Here is a 14695-nt window from a genome sequence, read left to right on the forward strand (position 1 = left end):
GCGGGTTCAACCCTTTCCGTGGCTTGTCTCGGTGACGAAGCCGAATTCGGTGGTGTGCAGAAATCCGTGACGAGGCTCGGGGACATCGTCGATGCCGCCCTTGGCCCACGGGTGGCAGCGGGCGATCCGCCACGAACCCAGGGCAACACCCTTGATGAGTCCATGTTGCTGGATCGCACCGAGCGCGTACGCCGAGCAACTTGGGTAATAGCGGCAGACCTGACCGTACAGCGGCGAGATTGCCGCGCGGTAGCCGCGAAGGATCAGAACTGCGGCATTGCGCGGCGCCAGCCAGACGGCACGCGCGATCGAGGCGGGAGTCATGCGCGAGGCCCCAGAACATCGCGGACCTCGTGCGCGAGTTCCGTCCAGCTCAGTTCAGCGGCGGGCGGAAGCGCGCGGACGACGACGTCCTGGCCGCGACCACCCGCATCGACGAGCTCGCGCGCGAGCGCACGGTAGCGACGTCGAAGCCGGTTGCGGGTCACCGCATCACCGACAGCTCGGGACACGATGAAGCCGAAGCGCATCGGGTCGCTGGAGTCACGCGTCACGCGGTAGTAGACGGCGTGAGGCGTGGCGGACCGGCGGCCGCGGCGGACGACGTGACGGAAGTCCACCGCGTGGACCACCCGATTCGCCCGCGCGAGCACGAGAGAACTAGGCGGAGAGCTCGGTGCGGCCCTTGCGACGACGTGCCGCGAGGATCGCGCGACCCGCACGCGTGCGCATGCGGAGACGGAAGCCGTGCACCTTGGCACGACGCCGGTTGTTCGGCTGGAAGGTTCGCTTCGACATGGTGATATCTCCAACACCCGGGGTCCGGGTAAGAACAGGGACGGCTGATTGCGGAACGCTGCGCCGTCGGCAACTGATTAAAAATAGGGCCTGAACCCGGCTTAATCAAACCTGAGTGGGCAAAGCGGACATACTCGCATGCGATTCGCGGCCACCGGCGCACGACGCGCCGCGTGCGATTAGGCTCACTGACGCCCCCCGGAGCATCGATACCCCGCCGATCGTTCTGTCCACAAGCCTCCCACCAAGTGGATAACCCTGTGTATAACTGACAGACAGAACCGAGAGGAATCATGAGCGAGACGCCGGACGAGACCCACGAGCTGTGGAACTCCGTACTGACCCAGCTGAACGGCGACGACCGCGTGACCCCGCAGCTGCAGGGCTTCCTCAATCTGGTCGAGCCGAAGGGTGTGCTGGCCGGAACGCTCTATCTCGAGGTCCCGAACGAGCTGACCCGCGGGATGCTCGAGCAGCGCATCCGAGTGCCTCTGCTCAACGCACTGGCGCAGTTGGACGACGAACCCGAACTCACGAACTTCGCCATCGTCGTCAACCCGGAGATCCGACCGACCCAGATGCTCGGCGATGTCGACACGATCACCGAGACGGAGTTCGACGAGAGCACCGGACCGACTCCGCCGCTCGCCCCGATCACCGACATCAACCGTCGCTCGGATTCCCGCCTGAACCCGAAGTACAACTTCGACAACTTCGTCATCGGCGGATCGAACCGCTTCGCCCACGCGGCGGCGGTCGCGGTCGCCGAAGCGCCGGCCAAGGCGTACAACCCGCTCTTCATCTATGGCGACTCGGGTCTCGGCAAGACTCACCTCCTGCACGCCATCGGCCACTACGCCGAGAGTCTGTACCCGGGAATCCGCGTTCGATATGTGTCGAGCGAGGAGTTCACCAACGACTTCATCAATTCGATCGCCAACAACCGAGCCAGCGTGTTCCAGTCGCGCTATCGCGAGATCGACATTCTGCTGATCGACGACATCCAGTTCCTGCAGGGCAAGGACTCGACGCAGGAAGCGTTCTTCCACACCTTCAACACGCTGCACGACCACAACAAGCAGGTCGTGATCACGAGCGATGTCGCGCCGAAGCACCTCACCGGATTCGAGGACCGGATGCGGTCGCGCTTCGAATGGGGCCTCATCACCGACGTGCAGGCGCCCGATCTCGAGACGCGCATCGCGATTCTCCGCAAGAAGGCGCAGAGCGAGAAGCTCCAGGTGCCGGACGAGATCCTCGAGTTCATGGCGACGAAGGTCTCGAGCAACATCCGCGAGCTCGAGGGAACACTCATCCGCGTCACGGCCTTCGCGAGCCTGAACCGCACGCGCGTCGACCTGCAGCTGGTGCAGACCGTTCTCAAGGACATCATCACGCTCGATGAGGACAACGTCATCGCGCCGGTCGACATCATCAATCACACCGCCGAGTACTTCAAGCTGACGGTCGACGACCTCTACGGCTCGAGCCGCTCGCAGGCGGTCGCGACGGCGCGACAGATCGCGATGTATCTGTGCCGTGAGCTCACGAGCCTGTCGCTGCCGAAGATCGGCCAGCTGTTCGGCAACCGCGACCACACCACGGTGATGTACGCCAACAAGAAGATCAGTGAGCTCATGAAGGAGCGCCGCTCGATCTACAACCAGGTCACCGAGCTGACCAGCCGCATCAAGCAGAACCAGCGCTACTCACGCAGCTGAGCCGGGACGCGCCCGCATTCGCGTCGAATCTCTGATTGCACAGCGTGTGTACAACCTGTGGATAACATCGGGACGAATGACCGCTCCCGTGGGGACAACTCGGGGGCGGAATGTGGAATGACAAAATCCTCGGCGCGGGCACCCCACCGCCGAATGACATGTTGTCCACCGCTCGTCAACATCTCACACGGCTGTAGTTTCCTGTCATTCGTTGACCGCAACCGGCTTATCCACATGTTCCACAGCGGTTAACACTGTGATTTGTCTTTAACCCATTCGATCTCGTCCACAACTTTGAGAGGTCGCGTCGGGCCGAAGTCGAGCGAATCGACGAAGCCTCTTCCTGTGTCAAGATCGGACATGACAGGATGGGCGGTCCGGGCCGACACCTGTCCTCGCGGTCATCCGAGCGCGGGGGTCAGCTCGAGTCGACGTACAAGGAGTTCGGTGTGAAGTTCCACGTCAATCGCGACGTCCTGAGCGAAGCCGTGTCGTTCGCCGTCAAGCTTCTGCCGCAGCGCACCACGCAGCCGATCCTCAGCGGCGTCCTTCTCGAGGCGGGCGATGGCGTTCTCGTGCTGTCGTCCTTCGACTACGAGGTCTCCTCACGCACCGAGATCCCCGCCGAGGTCGACGAGCCGGGTGTCGCCCTCGTCTCCGGCCGACTCCTCGCCGATATCGCGAGCCGGCTGCCGAACGCACCGGTCAACTTCTCCTACGACGACGGCCGCATCGCGGTGAGCTGCGGTTCCGCGAAGTTCACACTGCTGAGCATGCCGGTCGAGGAGTACCCGAGCCTGCCGCAGATCGATGACCGCACCGGAGTGCTCCCGGCTGAGGACTTCGCCGACGCCGTGTCGCAGGTCGCCGTTGCCGCCTCGCGCGACGATGTCACCCCGGTCATCACCGGTGTGCAGCTCGAGGTCGGCGACAACAAGCTGTCCTTCGTCGCCACCGACCGCTACCGTGTCGCGGTGCGCGAGATCGACTGGGACTCGGGCACCAACTCCGCGGAGGGCGCGACCGCACTCGTGCCGGCCCGCACGTTGTCCGAGATCGGCAAGACCTTCGGGCACTCCGGCACCATCGGCGTCTCGATCGTGCACAACGACGATCGGGAGCTCATCGCCTTCACGGCCGACAAGCGCACCGTCACCTCGCTGCTGATCAAGGGCAACTTCCCGCCGGTCAAGCGGCTCTTCCCCGAGACGGTCGAGAACTACGCGGTGGTCAACACCGCAGAGCTCGTCGAAGCCACGCGCCGTGTCTCGCTCGTCCTCGAGCGCGAAGCGGCTCTGCGCTTCAGCTTCTCGATCGACGGGGTCACGCTCGAGGCGACCGGATCCGAGCAGGCGCAGGCATCCGAGACGATCGATGCCCACCTGGTCGGCGACGACACGGTCGTGTCGCTCAAGCCGTCGTTCCTGCTTGACGGTCTCGGCGCCGTGCACTCGGAGTTCGTCCGGATCTCGTTCACGAAGACCGACAACCCCAACAAGCCCGGTCCGGTTCTGCTGACGAGTCAGTCGTCGAAGGATGCGCCGGGCGCCGACAACTACCGCTACCTGCTGCAGCCCAACCTGCTGCTGCGCTAGTCCTCGCTTGCCCCCGCATTCGGAAGGCGAGACGATTCAGTGAGGGTTGCTCATCTCGGCCTCACCGACTTCCGCAACTACGAGAGCGCGGAGGTCGGCTTCGATGCCGGCCCCAATCTGATCGTCGGCATCAACGGACAGGGCAAAACGAACCTGGTCGAAGCACTCGCGTACCTCAGCACGCTTGGGTCGCATCGCGTCTCGAGCGATCAGGCGCTCATCCGCTTCGGCCGCGACTCGGCGATCGTGCGAGCACGGCTCGAGCACGGTGATCGCAACGTGCTCGTCGAGGTGCAGCTCAACCGAAGCGGCGCCAACCGTGCCCAAGTCAATCGAGGTCCGATCAAGCCCCGCGAGCTTCCCCGCCACGTCGCCACGGTGGTGTTCGCTCCCGAAGATCTCGCGCTGGTGCGCGGAGAGCCGTCCGGCCGGCGCCGTTTTCTTGACGAGCTGCTCGTTCAGAAATCGCCCCGCTTCGCGGGGGTTCTCTCCGATTACGACCGTGTGCTGCGCCAGCGCAACACTCTCCTCAAGTCGGCTCGCGCTTCTCGCACGCCGGCCGAGAAACTGACCACCCTCGATGTGTGGGACGAGAGGCTCGTGCAGCTCGGCGTGGAGATCGTGATCGGTCGGCTCGAGCTGGTCGAACGGCTTCGGGATCCGGTGCGCGATGCCTATGAGCGCATCGCGGGCGCCGAGCACCGCGCTGATCTCTCGGCACGACTCAGCATCCTGGGATCCCAACCCGACGACGAGGCGAGCGCCGAAGTGCTCGGCGCCGCCGCCGGTCTCACCCCGATGAGCGCGGCCGAGAGCTTCCGCGCGAGCCTCGCTGCTCAGCGTCGAGCCGAGCTCGATCGCGGAATCACACTCGTCGGACCACACCGAGACGATCTCGTGCTGACCCTCAACGGGCTGCCGGCGCGCGGCTACGCGAGCCACGGGGAATCATGGTCGTTCGCGCTGTCATTGAAGCTCGCCTCGGCGGAGGTGCTGCGCACCGACGCGCCCCTCGGCGATCCGGTGCTGATTCTCGACGATGTCTTCGCCGAGCTGGATGAGCGTCGCCGCGCCAGCCTGTCGGCCGCGATCAGCGGGTTCGAGCAGGTGCTCATCACCGCGGCGGTCGAGAACGACGTCCCCACGGAGCTGCGGGGGACGACGATCCGAATTCACGCCGGCGAGGTCGTCGACACCGGAGCGCACGAATGAGCCGCGACCTGCCCCCCGGCGAGGCGTCGCCCGAACCTGGCGCGACGGCTCCCGCCACTGCTCCGAGCGAACCCGCCCCGGAGCACCTCGGTGTCTATCGTCGACTGCGCGCCGTGTTCGGCGCCCCGGGGATGCGCAGCCGCGACGCCCGCCGGCGCAGCCGCGCCGCGGAGGACGGCGCAAGCGTGCCGTATGGCACCGGCCGCGATCCGCACGGCATCGGCGATGTACTCGGACGCCTCACCGTCTCGCTCGGCTGGGAGTCGCCGATCGCGCGCGCCGAGCTGGTCGCCGACTGGTCCGAGCTCGTCGGCGAGGACACCGCCGCGCACTCCGAGCCGATCGGCGTCGAGGAGGGCGTGCTGACGGTTCGCTGCGACTCGACGGCGTGGGCTCAACAGCTTCGGACGATGCGGTCGACGATCACGACGCGCATCGCCGAGCGCTACCCGGCGGCAGAGATCGAGTCCATCCGCTTTCTGGGGCCGGACGCCCCCTCCTGGAAACGCGGCCCCAGAGCAATCCCAGGGCGCGGTCCACGCGATACCTACGGTTAGGAAGGCAAATCTGGTCACAGGGCGCCAGAAAAGGCCCCAGATCGCCGTTTCGCCCCTCGCCGATACCCCCGCTGGGGTAGAATCGGACGGTCCGTTCGACCTTCATGGCGGCGGCGTCGATCCGGCAGGAGCAAGCCCTTTTCATGACACCACCCGCTACCCCTGCGCCCGGCGACGACAGCTACGGCGCGAATCAGATCCAGGTCCTCGAAGGACTCGAGGCGGTCCGCAAGCGACCCGGCATGTACATCGGGTCGACCGGTCCGCGCGGTCTTCACCACCTCGTCTACGAGATCGTCGACAACTCGGTCGATGAGGCACTCGCCGGGCACTGCGATCGCATTGAGGTGACGATCCTCGCCGACGGTGCCGTGCGCGTCGTCGACAACGGCCGCGGCATTCCCGTCGACGAGCACCCGGTCGAGAAGAAGTCGACCGTCGAGGTCGTGCTCACCATCCTGCACGCCGGCGGAAAGTTCGGCGGCGGCGGCTACGCCGTCTCCGGTGGTCTGCACGGTGTCGGAAGCTCCGTTGTCAACGCGCTCTCGCACAAGCTCGAGGTCGCGGTTCGGCGGCAGGGCTCGCTCTGGACCCAGCGCTACCACGACGGTGTTCCGGATGCGCCCCTCGCCAACGCCGGCGATGCCGACGGCACCGGAACCACGATCACGTTCTGGCCGAACTCCGACATCTTCGAGACCGTCGAGTTCGACTACGACACGCTGCGCACCCGCTTCCAGCAGATGGCCTTCCTCAACAAGGGCCTCACCATCACGCTCGCCGACGAGCGCCCGATCGAGGAGGGCGAGGAGCCGCGCCACGACGTGTTCCTCTACGAGCAGGGACTCGTCGACTACGTCGAGTACCTGAACTCCGCGAAGAAGACCGAGGTGATCCACCCCGAGATCATCAGCTTCGAGTCGGAGGACACCGAGCGCCGCATCGCGCTCGAGGTCGCGATGCAGTGGACCAACGCGTACTCCGAGTCGGTGCACACCTACGCCAACACGATCAACACGCACGAGGGCGGAACCCACGAAGAGGGATTCCGCGCCGCACTCACCACGCTCGTCAACAAGTACGCGCGCGAGAAGGGCATCCTCAAGGAGAAGGACGAGAACCTCTCCGGCGACGACGTGCGCGAAGGTCTCACCGCCGTCATCTCGATCAAGCTCGGCGAGCCGCAGTTCGAGGGCCAGACCAAGACGAAGCTCGGCAACACCGAGGCGAAGTCCTTTGTGCAGCGCGTCGTCGGCGACCAGCTCAACGACTGGTTCGACCGCAACCCCAACCAGGCGCGTGACGTGATCCGCAAGGCGATCCAGGCCGCGACCGCGCGGATCGCCGCGCGCAAGGCGCGCGAGCAGACCCGCCGCAAGGGCCTGCTCGAGGGCGGCGGCATGCCCGGAAAGCTCAAGGACTGCTCGAGTCGCAACCCGTGGGAGAGCGAGATCTTCCTGGTCGAGGGCGACTCGGCCGGCGGATCCGCGGTGCAGGGGCGCAACCCCGAGACGCAGGCGATCCTGCCGCTGCGCGGCAAGATCTTGAACGTCGAGAAGGCGCGCCTCGACCGCGCGCTCGGCAACGCCGAGATCCAGGCGATGATCACCGCGTTCGGCACCGGCATCGGCGAGGAGTTCGACGGCGCCAAGGCCAGGTATCACAAGATCGTGCTGATGGCGGATGCCGACGTCGACGGACAGCACATCACCACCCTGCTGCTCACCCTGCTCTTCCGCTACATGCGACCGCTCATCGAGATGGGCTACGTCTATCTCGCGCAGCCGCCGCTGTACCGGATCAAGTGGACGAACGCCGAGCACGACTACGTGTTCTCCGACGCCGAGCGCGACGCCCTCATCAAGGAGGGCATCGCGAACGGCAAGCGCATCCCGAAGGAGAACGGGGTCCAGCGCTACAAGGGTCTCGGCGAGATGAACCACCAGGAGCTGTGGGAGACCACGATGAACCCGGTCACCCGCACCCTCCTGCAGGTGACCCTCGATGATGCGGCGATCGCCGACAGCGTCTTCTCCACCCTGATGGGTGACGACGTCGAGTCGCGCCGCCAGTTCATCCAGAAGAACGCGAAGGACGTGCGTTTCCTTGACATCTGACATCACCACCCCCGGCGGCCCGGAGGGCGGGGCGCCCGACGTGAACGATCACGACAAGATCCGCCAGGTCGACATCCAGCTGGAGATGCAGCGCAGCTACCTCGACTACGCGATGAGCGTGATCATCGGCCGTGCGCTCCCCGACGTGCGCGACGGCCTCAAGCCGGTGCACCGTCGCGTGCTCTACGCGATGTACGACGGCGGGTACCGTCCCGACCGCGCGTTCTCCAAGTGCACCCGCATCATCGGCGACGTGATGGGACAGTTCCACCCGCACGGTGACTCCTCGGTGTACGACGCGCTCGTGCGACTCGTGCAGCCGTGGTCGCTGCGCTACCCGCTCGCGCTCGGCCAGGGCAACTTCGGCTCGCCCGGCAACGACGGCGCAGCCGCCCACCGATACACCGAGACCAAGATGGCCCCGCTGGCCATGGAGATGGTCCGCGACATCGACGAGAACACCGTCGACCTGCAGGACAACTACGACGGTCGCACCCAGGAGCCGGTCGTGCTCCCCAGCCGCTTCCCGAACCTGCTGGTCAACGGCTCGGTCGGCATCGCGGTCGGCATGGCGACCAACATCCCGCCGCACAACCTGCGCGAGGTCGCCTCGGCCGCGCTCTGGGCGCTCGAGCACCCCGACGCCTCGCAGGAGGAGCTGCTCGAGGCGATCATCGCCCGGGTGAAGGGCCCCGACTTCCCGACCGGCGCGCAGATCCTCGGCGTCAAGGGAATCCAGGATGCCTACCGCACCGGCCGCGGGTCGATCACGATGCGCGCGGTCATCACGGTCGAGGAGCTGCAGGGTCGCACCTGCCTCGTCGTCACCGAGCTGCCGTACCAGGTGAACCCCGACAACCTGGCGATCAAGATCGCCGACCTCGTCAAGGAGGGCAAGCTCTCGGGCATCGCCGACATCCGCGACGAGACCTCGGGTCGCACCGGCCAGCGCCTGGTGATCGTCCTCAAGAAGGACGCCGTCGCGAAGGTCGTGCTGAACAACCTCTACAAGCACACCCAGCTGCAGGAGAACTTCGGCGCCAACATGCTGGCGATCGTCGACGGCGTGCCGCGCACCCTCTCGATCGACGGCTTCATCACGCTCTGGATCGAGCACCAGATCGAGGTCATCGTCCGGCGCACCCAGTTCCGGCTCGACAAGGCCGAGGCGGATGCCCACATCCAGCGCGGCTACGTCAAGGCGCTCGACGCGCTCGACGAGGTCATCGCTCTCATCCGCCGCTCGCCCGATGTCGACGAGGCCCGGCAGGGACTCATCAAACTGCTCTCGATCGACGAGCTGCAGGCCGACGCGATCCTCGCACTGCAGCTGCGTCGCCTCGCGGCGCTCGAGCGCAAGAAGATCCAGGATCGCCTGGCCGATCTCGAGCGCGAGATCGCCGAGTACAAGGCGATCCTCGCCGACGTGGGTCGCCAGCGCGCGATCGTCACGGAGGAGCTCACCGAGATCGTCGACAAGTACGGCGACGACCGTCGCACCGAGATCATGTTCGGCTTCGACGGCGACATGAGCGTCGAAGACCTCATCCCCGAAGAGGAGATGGTGGTCACGATCACGCGCGGCGGCTACATCAAGCGCACGCGCAGCGACAACTACCGCTCGCAGCACCGCGGCGGCCGCGGCGTCAAGGGCGCGCAGCTGCGCGCCGATGATGTGGTCGAGCACTTCTTCGTCACCACCACGCACCACTGGCTGCTGTTCTTCACCAACACCGGTCGCGTCTACCGCGCCAAGGCCTACGAGGTGCAGGAGGCCGGCCGCGACGCGAAGGGCCAGCACGTGGCGAACCTTCTCGCGCTGCAGCCCGATGAAGAGATCGCCCAGGTGCTCGACATCCGGGACTACGGCGTCGCCCAATACCTGGTGCTCGCGACGCGCGGCGGACTCACCAAGAAGACCGCGCTCACCGAGTACGACACCAACCGCACCGGCGGCATCATCGCGATCAACCTGCGCGAGAACGACGAGCTGGTTTCGGCGATGCTCGTCAACGACGATGACGAGCTGCTGCTCGTCTCGCGCCAGGGAATGTCGTTGCGCTTCCAGGCGACCGAGGCGAGCCTCCGTTCGATGGGGCGCTCCACCTCCGGTGTCATCGGCATGAAGTTCCGCGACGGTGACGAGCTGCTGTCGGCCTCGGTGGCGAACGACGACGGCTACGTTTTCGTCGTCACGGAGGGCGGGTTCGCCAAGCGCACCGCGGTCGACCAGTACCGGGCGCAGGGGCGTGGCGGACTGGGCATCAAGGTCGCCAAACTGAACGATGATCGGGGCCGCCTGGCGGGCGCGCTCATCGTCGATGAGACCGACGAGGTTCTCGTGGTTCTTGCCAGTGGCAAGGTGGTACGCTCTGCCGTGGCCGAGGTCCCGCCCAAGGGTCGGGACACCATGGGGGTCGTGTTCGCCCGCTTTGCCGACGATGATCGCATCATCGCTGTTGCCCGCAACAGCGAGCGAAACCTCGCCGCCATCGCCGTCGAAGGCGAGTCCGATGCCGAAGCCGTCGAGACTCCGGGCATTGAGGTCGGGGACACCGGAAAGGATCAGATCGAGGAATGAGCGTCGCAGCACGTCTTCAGCGCAAGACCGAGCGTCAGGCCCCGAGCAAGCAGGTCCGACTCCGCCTGGTCTACATCGACTTCTGGTCCGCCGTGAAGCTGTCCTTCCTGGTGTGGATCAGCCTTGCCGTCGTCCTGATCGTGGCCTCCATCCTGATCTGGGTGGTGCTGTTCTCGACCGGGATCTTCGGCACCGTCGACGGACTGTTCCAGGACATCCTCGGTGACCAGAGCTTCCAGATCGCGGATCAGTTCGGGCTCGGCCAGGTGGCGATGTTCTCGATTCTGGTCGGTCTGCTGAACGCGGTGATCGGCACCATCCTCGGCGCGATCGGCGCTCTGCTCTACAACCTGAGCGTGCGCCTCACCGGCGGACTGCTCGTCGGCTTCCAGAACAACTGAGCCGAGGCATCCGAATTGGCTCACGCTGACGGCGTGGGGTAATGTAAGCGAGGCTGTTCTGCGGAACATGCCGAAGAGGGGCTATAGCTCAGGCGGTTAGAGCGCTTCGCTGATAACGAAGAGGTCCCAGGTTCAAGTCCTGGTAGCCCCACTCCATCCCCATTCGGGGCCTTAGCTCAATTGGTAGAGCGCCTGCTTTGCAAGCAGGAGGTCAGGGGTTCGATTCCCCTAGGCTCCACGGTGCTTCTCTCCACGCCGCCGCTTCTGCGGCGTGTGCCGCTCCGCGCACCGAGCGTGGTCGCTGCGCTTCGCTGGGCTTCTCTTCGCGCCGCCGCTTCTGCGGTGTGTGCCGCTTCGCGCGGTCAGGGCGCGGTGAGCAGGCCGGTCTCGGCGAGCACGTCTCGGAGGGCGTCGCGCGAGCGCACCCCCAGCTTCCGGTAGGCCGACTGCAGTTGGTTGTCGACGGTGCGCACCGAGATCCCGAGCTCATCAGCGATCTCCCGAGAGCGAAGTCGGCGGGCCGCGGCGCGGGCGACGTCGAGTTCGCGCGGCGTCAGCAGGGGTCGATCCACCGAGTGACGCGGCGGTGCGTCGACGTCGGCGCGCAGGGCGAGCGCCTTCGCGGCCAGGCGTCGCCGGCCGGCGTCGGAGAGCTCCCCGCGATCCGCCATCGCCAGCACGTTGACCGCGCACGCGGTCAGTCCGTTCTTCTCCAGACGAGTGGATGCGGCGATCACGTGGTCGATGCGGCCGGACTTCAGCGCGCGTGCCGCGTCCAGCACCGCGAGCGCCGGGTCGATCCTCTCGATCGAGTTCTGACACAGCGTCTCGGCGACACGAGCGGTGCGCTCGATCTCACCGAAGCGCAGCGCATGGGCGAGAGTGAGGGCGCCGAGGAAGTCGTACGAGGAGTCGATCGCATCTTCGATGGCGCGAAGGATGAGGTCGGCGGCACGGCTCGTGTCGCCGTCGGCGGCGGCGAGAAAGGCTTCGCACTCCGCTCGGGCGAGCAAAGCCACTCCGCTCACCGGTCCGGCGGCGTCGAGCTCCGCCAGCATCCGCTCGGCGTCGGCGGTGTCGAGGCGCTGCGCGGCGATCGCGGCCCGCAGCGCGCGGGCGAACGGGGTCAGCTCGCCGCCGTCCCAGCGGTGCAACTGCTCGAGTGCGAGGTCGGCGAGAGCCTGCGCCTCGGCGAACCTGCCGTCGTGCGCGCGCTGCCAGGCGAGCATCGCCGTGAAGAACCCGACCTCGTCGTGCGCCTCGGCACGAACCGACTCGAGATACGAGGCCGCGGCGGCAGCGTCGCCGGCGGCCCGGAGTGCGCAGAATCGCTCCACACCGAGGGCGATCGCCGCCGTGGGCGCGTCGGCTCCGAGGACGTCCCGGGGAACCATGAGCACGGCGGCGGCAGATCGGGCCGTGCTGAACTCGCCGCGTGCGGCGGCCGCGATCGTGGTCGCGATCGCGCTGCGCACCTCCACGGCCGAGGACCCGTCGGCGAGGATGCGCCAGCGCCACAGGTCGGCATCGAGCGGAGCGGTATCTCCCGCCGTCAGCTCCCCCCGAACCTGCTCCCCGTGCGCGATCGCGGCGGCGGGATCGTGGCGGCGAAAGGCGAGATGCTCACCGCGTCGTCGCGCGAGCGCGATCTTCTCTCGCGGCTTCTCGGCCACCGCGGCGGCCTCATCGAAACGCGCATCGGCGACGTCGAGGTCACCGACCGCCGAGGCGGCGGTCGCGGCGGTGAGCTGAGCGGTGAACGCGGCGGCACGGCGGGCCGGGAGTCGTGCGGCCGCCGCGGCCAGCCGAGCCGCCCCCCGCGCATCGCCGGTCGCGGTCGCGTAGGTGGCGGCCCAGGTCAGTTCCGTCGGATCGGTGGGGCGCCCGGCGCGCAGCTCCCATTCGGCCGCGCGAAAGCGCCGGGCGGGCGCCGCGTCGCGGCGCAGGAGTCGCAGCGCCTCCCCGAGGACGGCCGTCACCTCGGGCCCGCGCTCGATCGTCTCGGCGATGAGCGGGTGCGCGATGCTCACACGGCCGGCGTCCTCAACAAGCAGTCCGCGCCGAACGAGTTCCGTGATGACGCGCCGCGCCGCGAACGTCTCGATGATCTCGTTCGGGGCGACAGGCTGACAGATCGCCACCAGGCACAAGACATGTCGCGCCTCCGCGTCGACCTCGGCGACCCGCGACTCGACGAGCTGCGCCAGTCGTGTCGGCGAATCATCCGCGCGGATCTCGACGTGCGTTCCGCGGTGCACCACGCGCCCGGCGTCGATCGCGCTCTCGACCAGCATGCGCAGGTGCAGCGCGTTGCCGTCGGTCTCCCACGCCAGCCGGCGGACGTCGTCATCGGCGGCAGGGAGGCGGAACCGGCGGTGCAGCAGGTCGGCGATCTCCTCGAGTTCGAGACCGACGAGCTCGTGACGACGGACCAGGCCGGAGTCGTCGAGCCCGCCGAGCCGCGCGGGAAGCTCCTCGAGCGCGCGCGCCGTGGCGACGACCGTCGCGCCGAAACCGGTGATGAGGCGCGCGACGGCCTCCGCCGAGAGCTCGTCGAGGCGGGGCGCGTCATCCACCACCATCAGGGGCGGGGTGGGCCCGGATCCGAGTGCTTGCACCAACTCGGTGAGCGCCTGCTCCCGGGTCGGGGGAGCGAGTTCGTCGACGAGGGAGGCGAAGGCGCCCAGCGGGACCGACGACTGCTCCGCCAGACCTTGCACAATGATCGGCGACGAGTCGGCGAGACGCTGCGACAGCGCACGAGCGAGCGCCGACTTTCCCACCCCGGCGGGGCCGTGGAGCAGGTGGATGACGCCCCGGTTCTGGGCGACCTCGTCGTCGAACCGGCTCAGGATGCGGTCGCGGCCGATCAGCGGCCACGACGCGCGATGGTCACCGGTCATCCGTGCACCCCCCTGGCTTCCGGACCAGCAGCTCGTACCAGAAGCTAGCGCATCACCGGGTCATCGTGCGGGCCGGATGTCGCCCCGCACGACGAAGGCCCCCGAGGCGGTCGGGCGACCGGCCTCGGGGGCCTTCGGGAAGTGCGGACGGGTCAGACCTCGTCGACGTCGGCTTCGCCGGGCTCGATGTCCTCGACCCAGAGGTCGTCATCGGCGCGCAGCGTCTGCCAGGCGGCGTAGGCGACGCTGGCCACCGCGAGCACACCGAGGCCGATGAGCACGTAGGTGCCGGGGCCGGGCGACGACTTCACGGGCGCGGGCGCGACCGCCTTGCGGGCGCGCGAGCTGAGTTCGACGGTCGCCGAGCTGGCGCGCTTCACGACGTCGCGCACGTGCGGATCCTTGGCTGCCTCGAGCACCGCGAGGGCCGAGCCGATCGCGCCGGAGACGGCGGGGATCACGTCGTCGGCGAGCTTGCCGCGTGCGTCACGCGACACGGCGCGGCTCTTGGCGACGCCGGTGGCGAAGAGCGGCTTGACGCGGTCCTCGTAGCCGCCGCGCACGCGCGGGGCGACCTCTTCGCGTGCGTAGTTCGCCGCCTGGCGGCGGGCGTCGCGCAGAACGTCGGCCGCGTGCTCGAGCGTCTCGCGCTGCTCGTCCCACAACTGGTCGGCCGATCGCTTGAGCTTCTTCAGCTCCCGCTGGCGTTTGCGTGACAGTCCCATGGCGTCCTCCGTCTGCGGTCTGCGGCGTACCCCTCCATCCTGCCAGGTCGACCCCCGCGGTCAAGGGATCCGGAGCCGTGCGCGG

At 67.4% G+C, this 14695-nt stretch carries 12 protein-coding genes and 2 tRNA genes; 9 read left to right on the forward strand and 5 right to left on the reverse strand.

Annotated elements, in window-relative coordinates; translation table 11 throughout:
• Positions 1–6 precede the first annotated feature (6 nt).
• The 3 genes from yidD to rpmH are packed head-to-tail and all read right to left on the reverse strand — an operon-like array spanning position 7 to position 798.
• A complete protein-coding gene (gene yidD / locus ACR3ZA_RS08100; protein WP_473552904.1) occupies positions 7–324 on the reverse strand; it encodes a membrane protein insertion efficiency factor YidD in 318 nt (105 codons plus the stop codon).
• Positions 321–632 (reverse strand): ribonuclease P protein component, encoded by a 312-nt coding sequence (rnpA, locus tag ACR3ZA_RS08105; protein ID WP_486179528.1) that lies wholly within the window; start codon positions 630–632, stop codon positions 321–323. The genes yidD and rnpA overlap by 4 nt, the downstream gene beginning before the upstream one ends.
• Before the next feature lie 28 nt (positions 633–660).
• Complete coding sequence (rpmH, locus tag ACR3ZA_RS08110) at positions 661–798, reverse strand: 50S ribosomal protein L34 (protein WP_022881903.1); 138 nt, start codon at positions 796–798, stop codon at positions 661–663.
• A gap of 293 nt (positions 799–1091) precedes the next feature.
• Here rpmH and dnaA point away from each other — a divergent pair, with 293 nt between their 5' ends.
• The 9 genes from dnaA (at position 1092) to ACR3ZA_RS08155 (ending at position 11220) form a co-directional block, all read left to right on the forward strand.
• Positions 1092–2519 carry a chromosomal replication initiator protein DnaA gene (gene dnaA, locus ACR3ZA_RS08115; protein ID WP_473661477.1) on the forward strand — a complete coding sequence of 476 codons (1428 nt, stop codon included), beginning with the start codon at positions 1092–1094 and terminating at the stop codon, positions 2517–2519.
• A gap of 449 nt (positions 2520–2968) precedes the next feature.
• Positions 2969–4114, forward strand: coding sequence for a DNA polymerase III subunit beta (gene dnaN, locus ACR3ZA_RS08120; protein WP_473661478.1), 1146 nt, complete (start codon positions 2969–2971; stop codon positions 4112–4114).
• 39 nt (positions 4115–4153) lie between these two features.
• Positions 4154–5326, forward strand: coding sequence for a DNA replication/repair protein RecF (recF, locus tag ACR3ZA_RS08125; RefSeq protein WP_473661479.1), 1173 nt, complete (start codon positions 4154–4156; stop codon positions 5324–5326).
• Positions 5323–5883, forward strand: coding sequence for a DciA family protein (locus ACR3ZA_RS08130; RefSeq protein WP_473661480.1), 561 nt, complete (start codon positions 5323–5325; stop codon positions 5881–5883). Before recF ends, ACR3ZA_RS08130 begins: the two co-directional genes overlap by 4 nt.
• 143 nt (positions 5884–6026) lie before the next feature.
• Positions 6027–8000 carry a DNA topoisomerase (ATP-hydrolyzing) subunit B gene (gene gyrB, locus ACR3ZA_RS08135; RefSeq protein ID WP_473661481.1) on the forward strand — a complete coding sequence of 658 codons (1974 nt, stop codon included), beginning with the start codon at positions 6027–6029 and terminating at the stop codon, positions 7998–8000.
• Positions 7990–10581, forward strand: coding sequence for a DNA gyrase subunit A (gyrA, locus tag ACR3ZA_RS08140; RefSeq protein ID WP_473661482.1), 2592 nt, complete (start codon positions 7990–7992; stop codon positions 10579–10581). Before gyrB ends, gyrA begins: the two co-directional genes overlap by 11 nt.
• Positions 10578–10982: a DUF3566 domain-containing protein gene (locus ACR3ZA_RS08145; RefSeq protein ID WP_473661483.1), complete on the forward strand. Its 405-nt coding sequence runs from the start codon at positions 10578–10580 to the stop codon at positions 10980–10982. The genes gyrA and ACR3ZA_RS08145 overlap by 4 nt, the downstream gene beginning before the upstream one ends.
• A 77-nt stretch (positions 10983–11059) precedes the next feature.
• Positions 11060–11133: transfer RNA gene (locus ACR3ZA_RS08150), tRNA-Ile, on the forward strand.
• A gap of 14 nt (positions 11134–11147) precedes the next feature.
• Positions 11148–11220 (forward strand) — tRNA-Ala (locus ACR3ZA_RS08155).
• Between the two features lie 124 nt (positions 11221–11344).
• Here the strand turns inward: ACR3ZA_RS08155 and ACR3ZA_RS08160 are convergent.
• Both ACR3ZA_RS08160 and ACR3ZA_RS08165 read right to left on the reverse strand, forming a co-directional pair.
• Positions 11345–13885 carry an AAA family ATPase gene (locus tag ACR3ZA_RS08160; RefSeq protein WP_473661484.1) on the reverse strand — a complete coding sequence of 847 codons (2541 nt, stop codon included), beginning with the start codon at positions 13883–13885 and terminating at the stop codon, positions 11345–11347.
• 152 nt (positions 13886–14037) lie between these two features.
• Complete coding sequence (locus ACR3ZA_RS08165) at positions 14038–14610, reverse strand: hypothetical protein (RefSeq protein WP_473661485.1); 573 nt, start codon at positions 14608–14610, stop codon at positions 14038–14040.
• Positions 14611–14695 lie beyond the last annotated feature (85 nt).

Source organism: Herbiconiux sp. J20-20 (assembly GCF_057365085.1).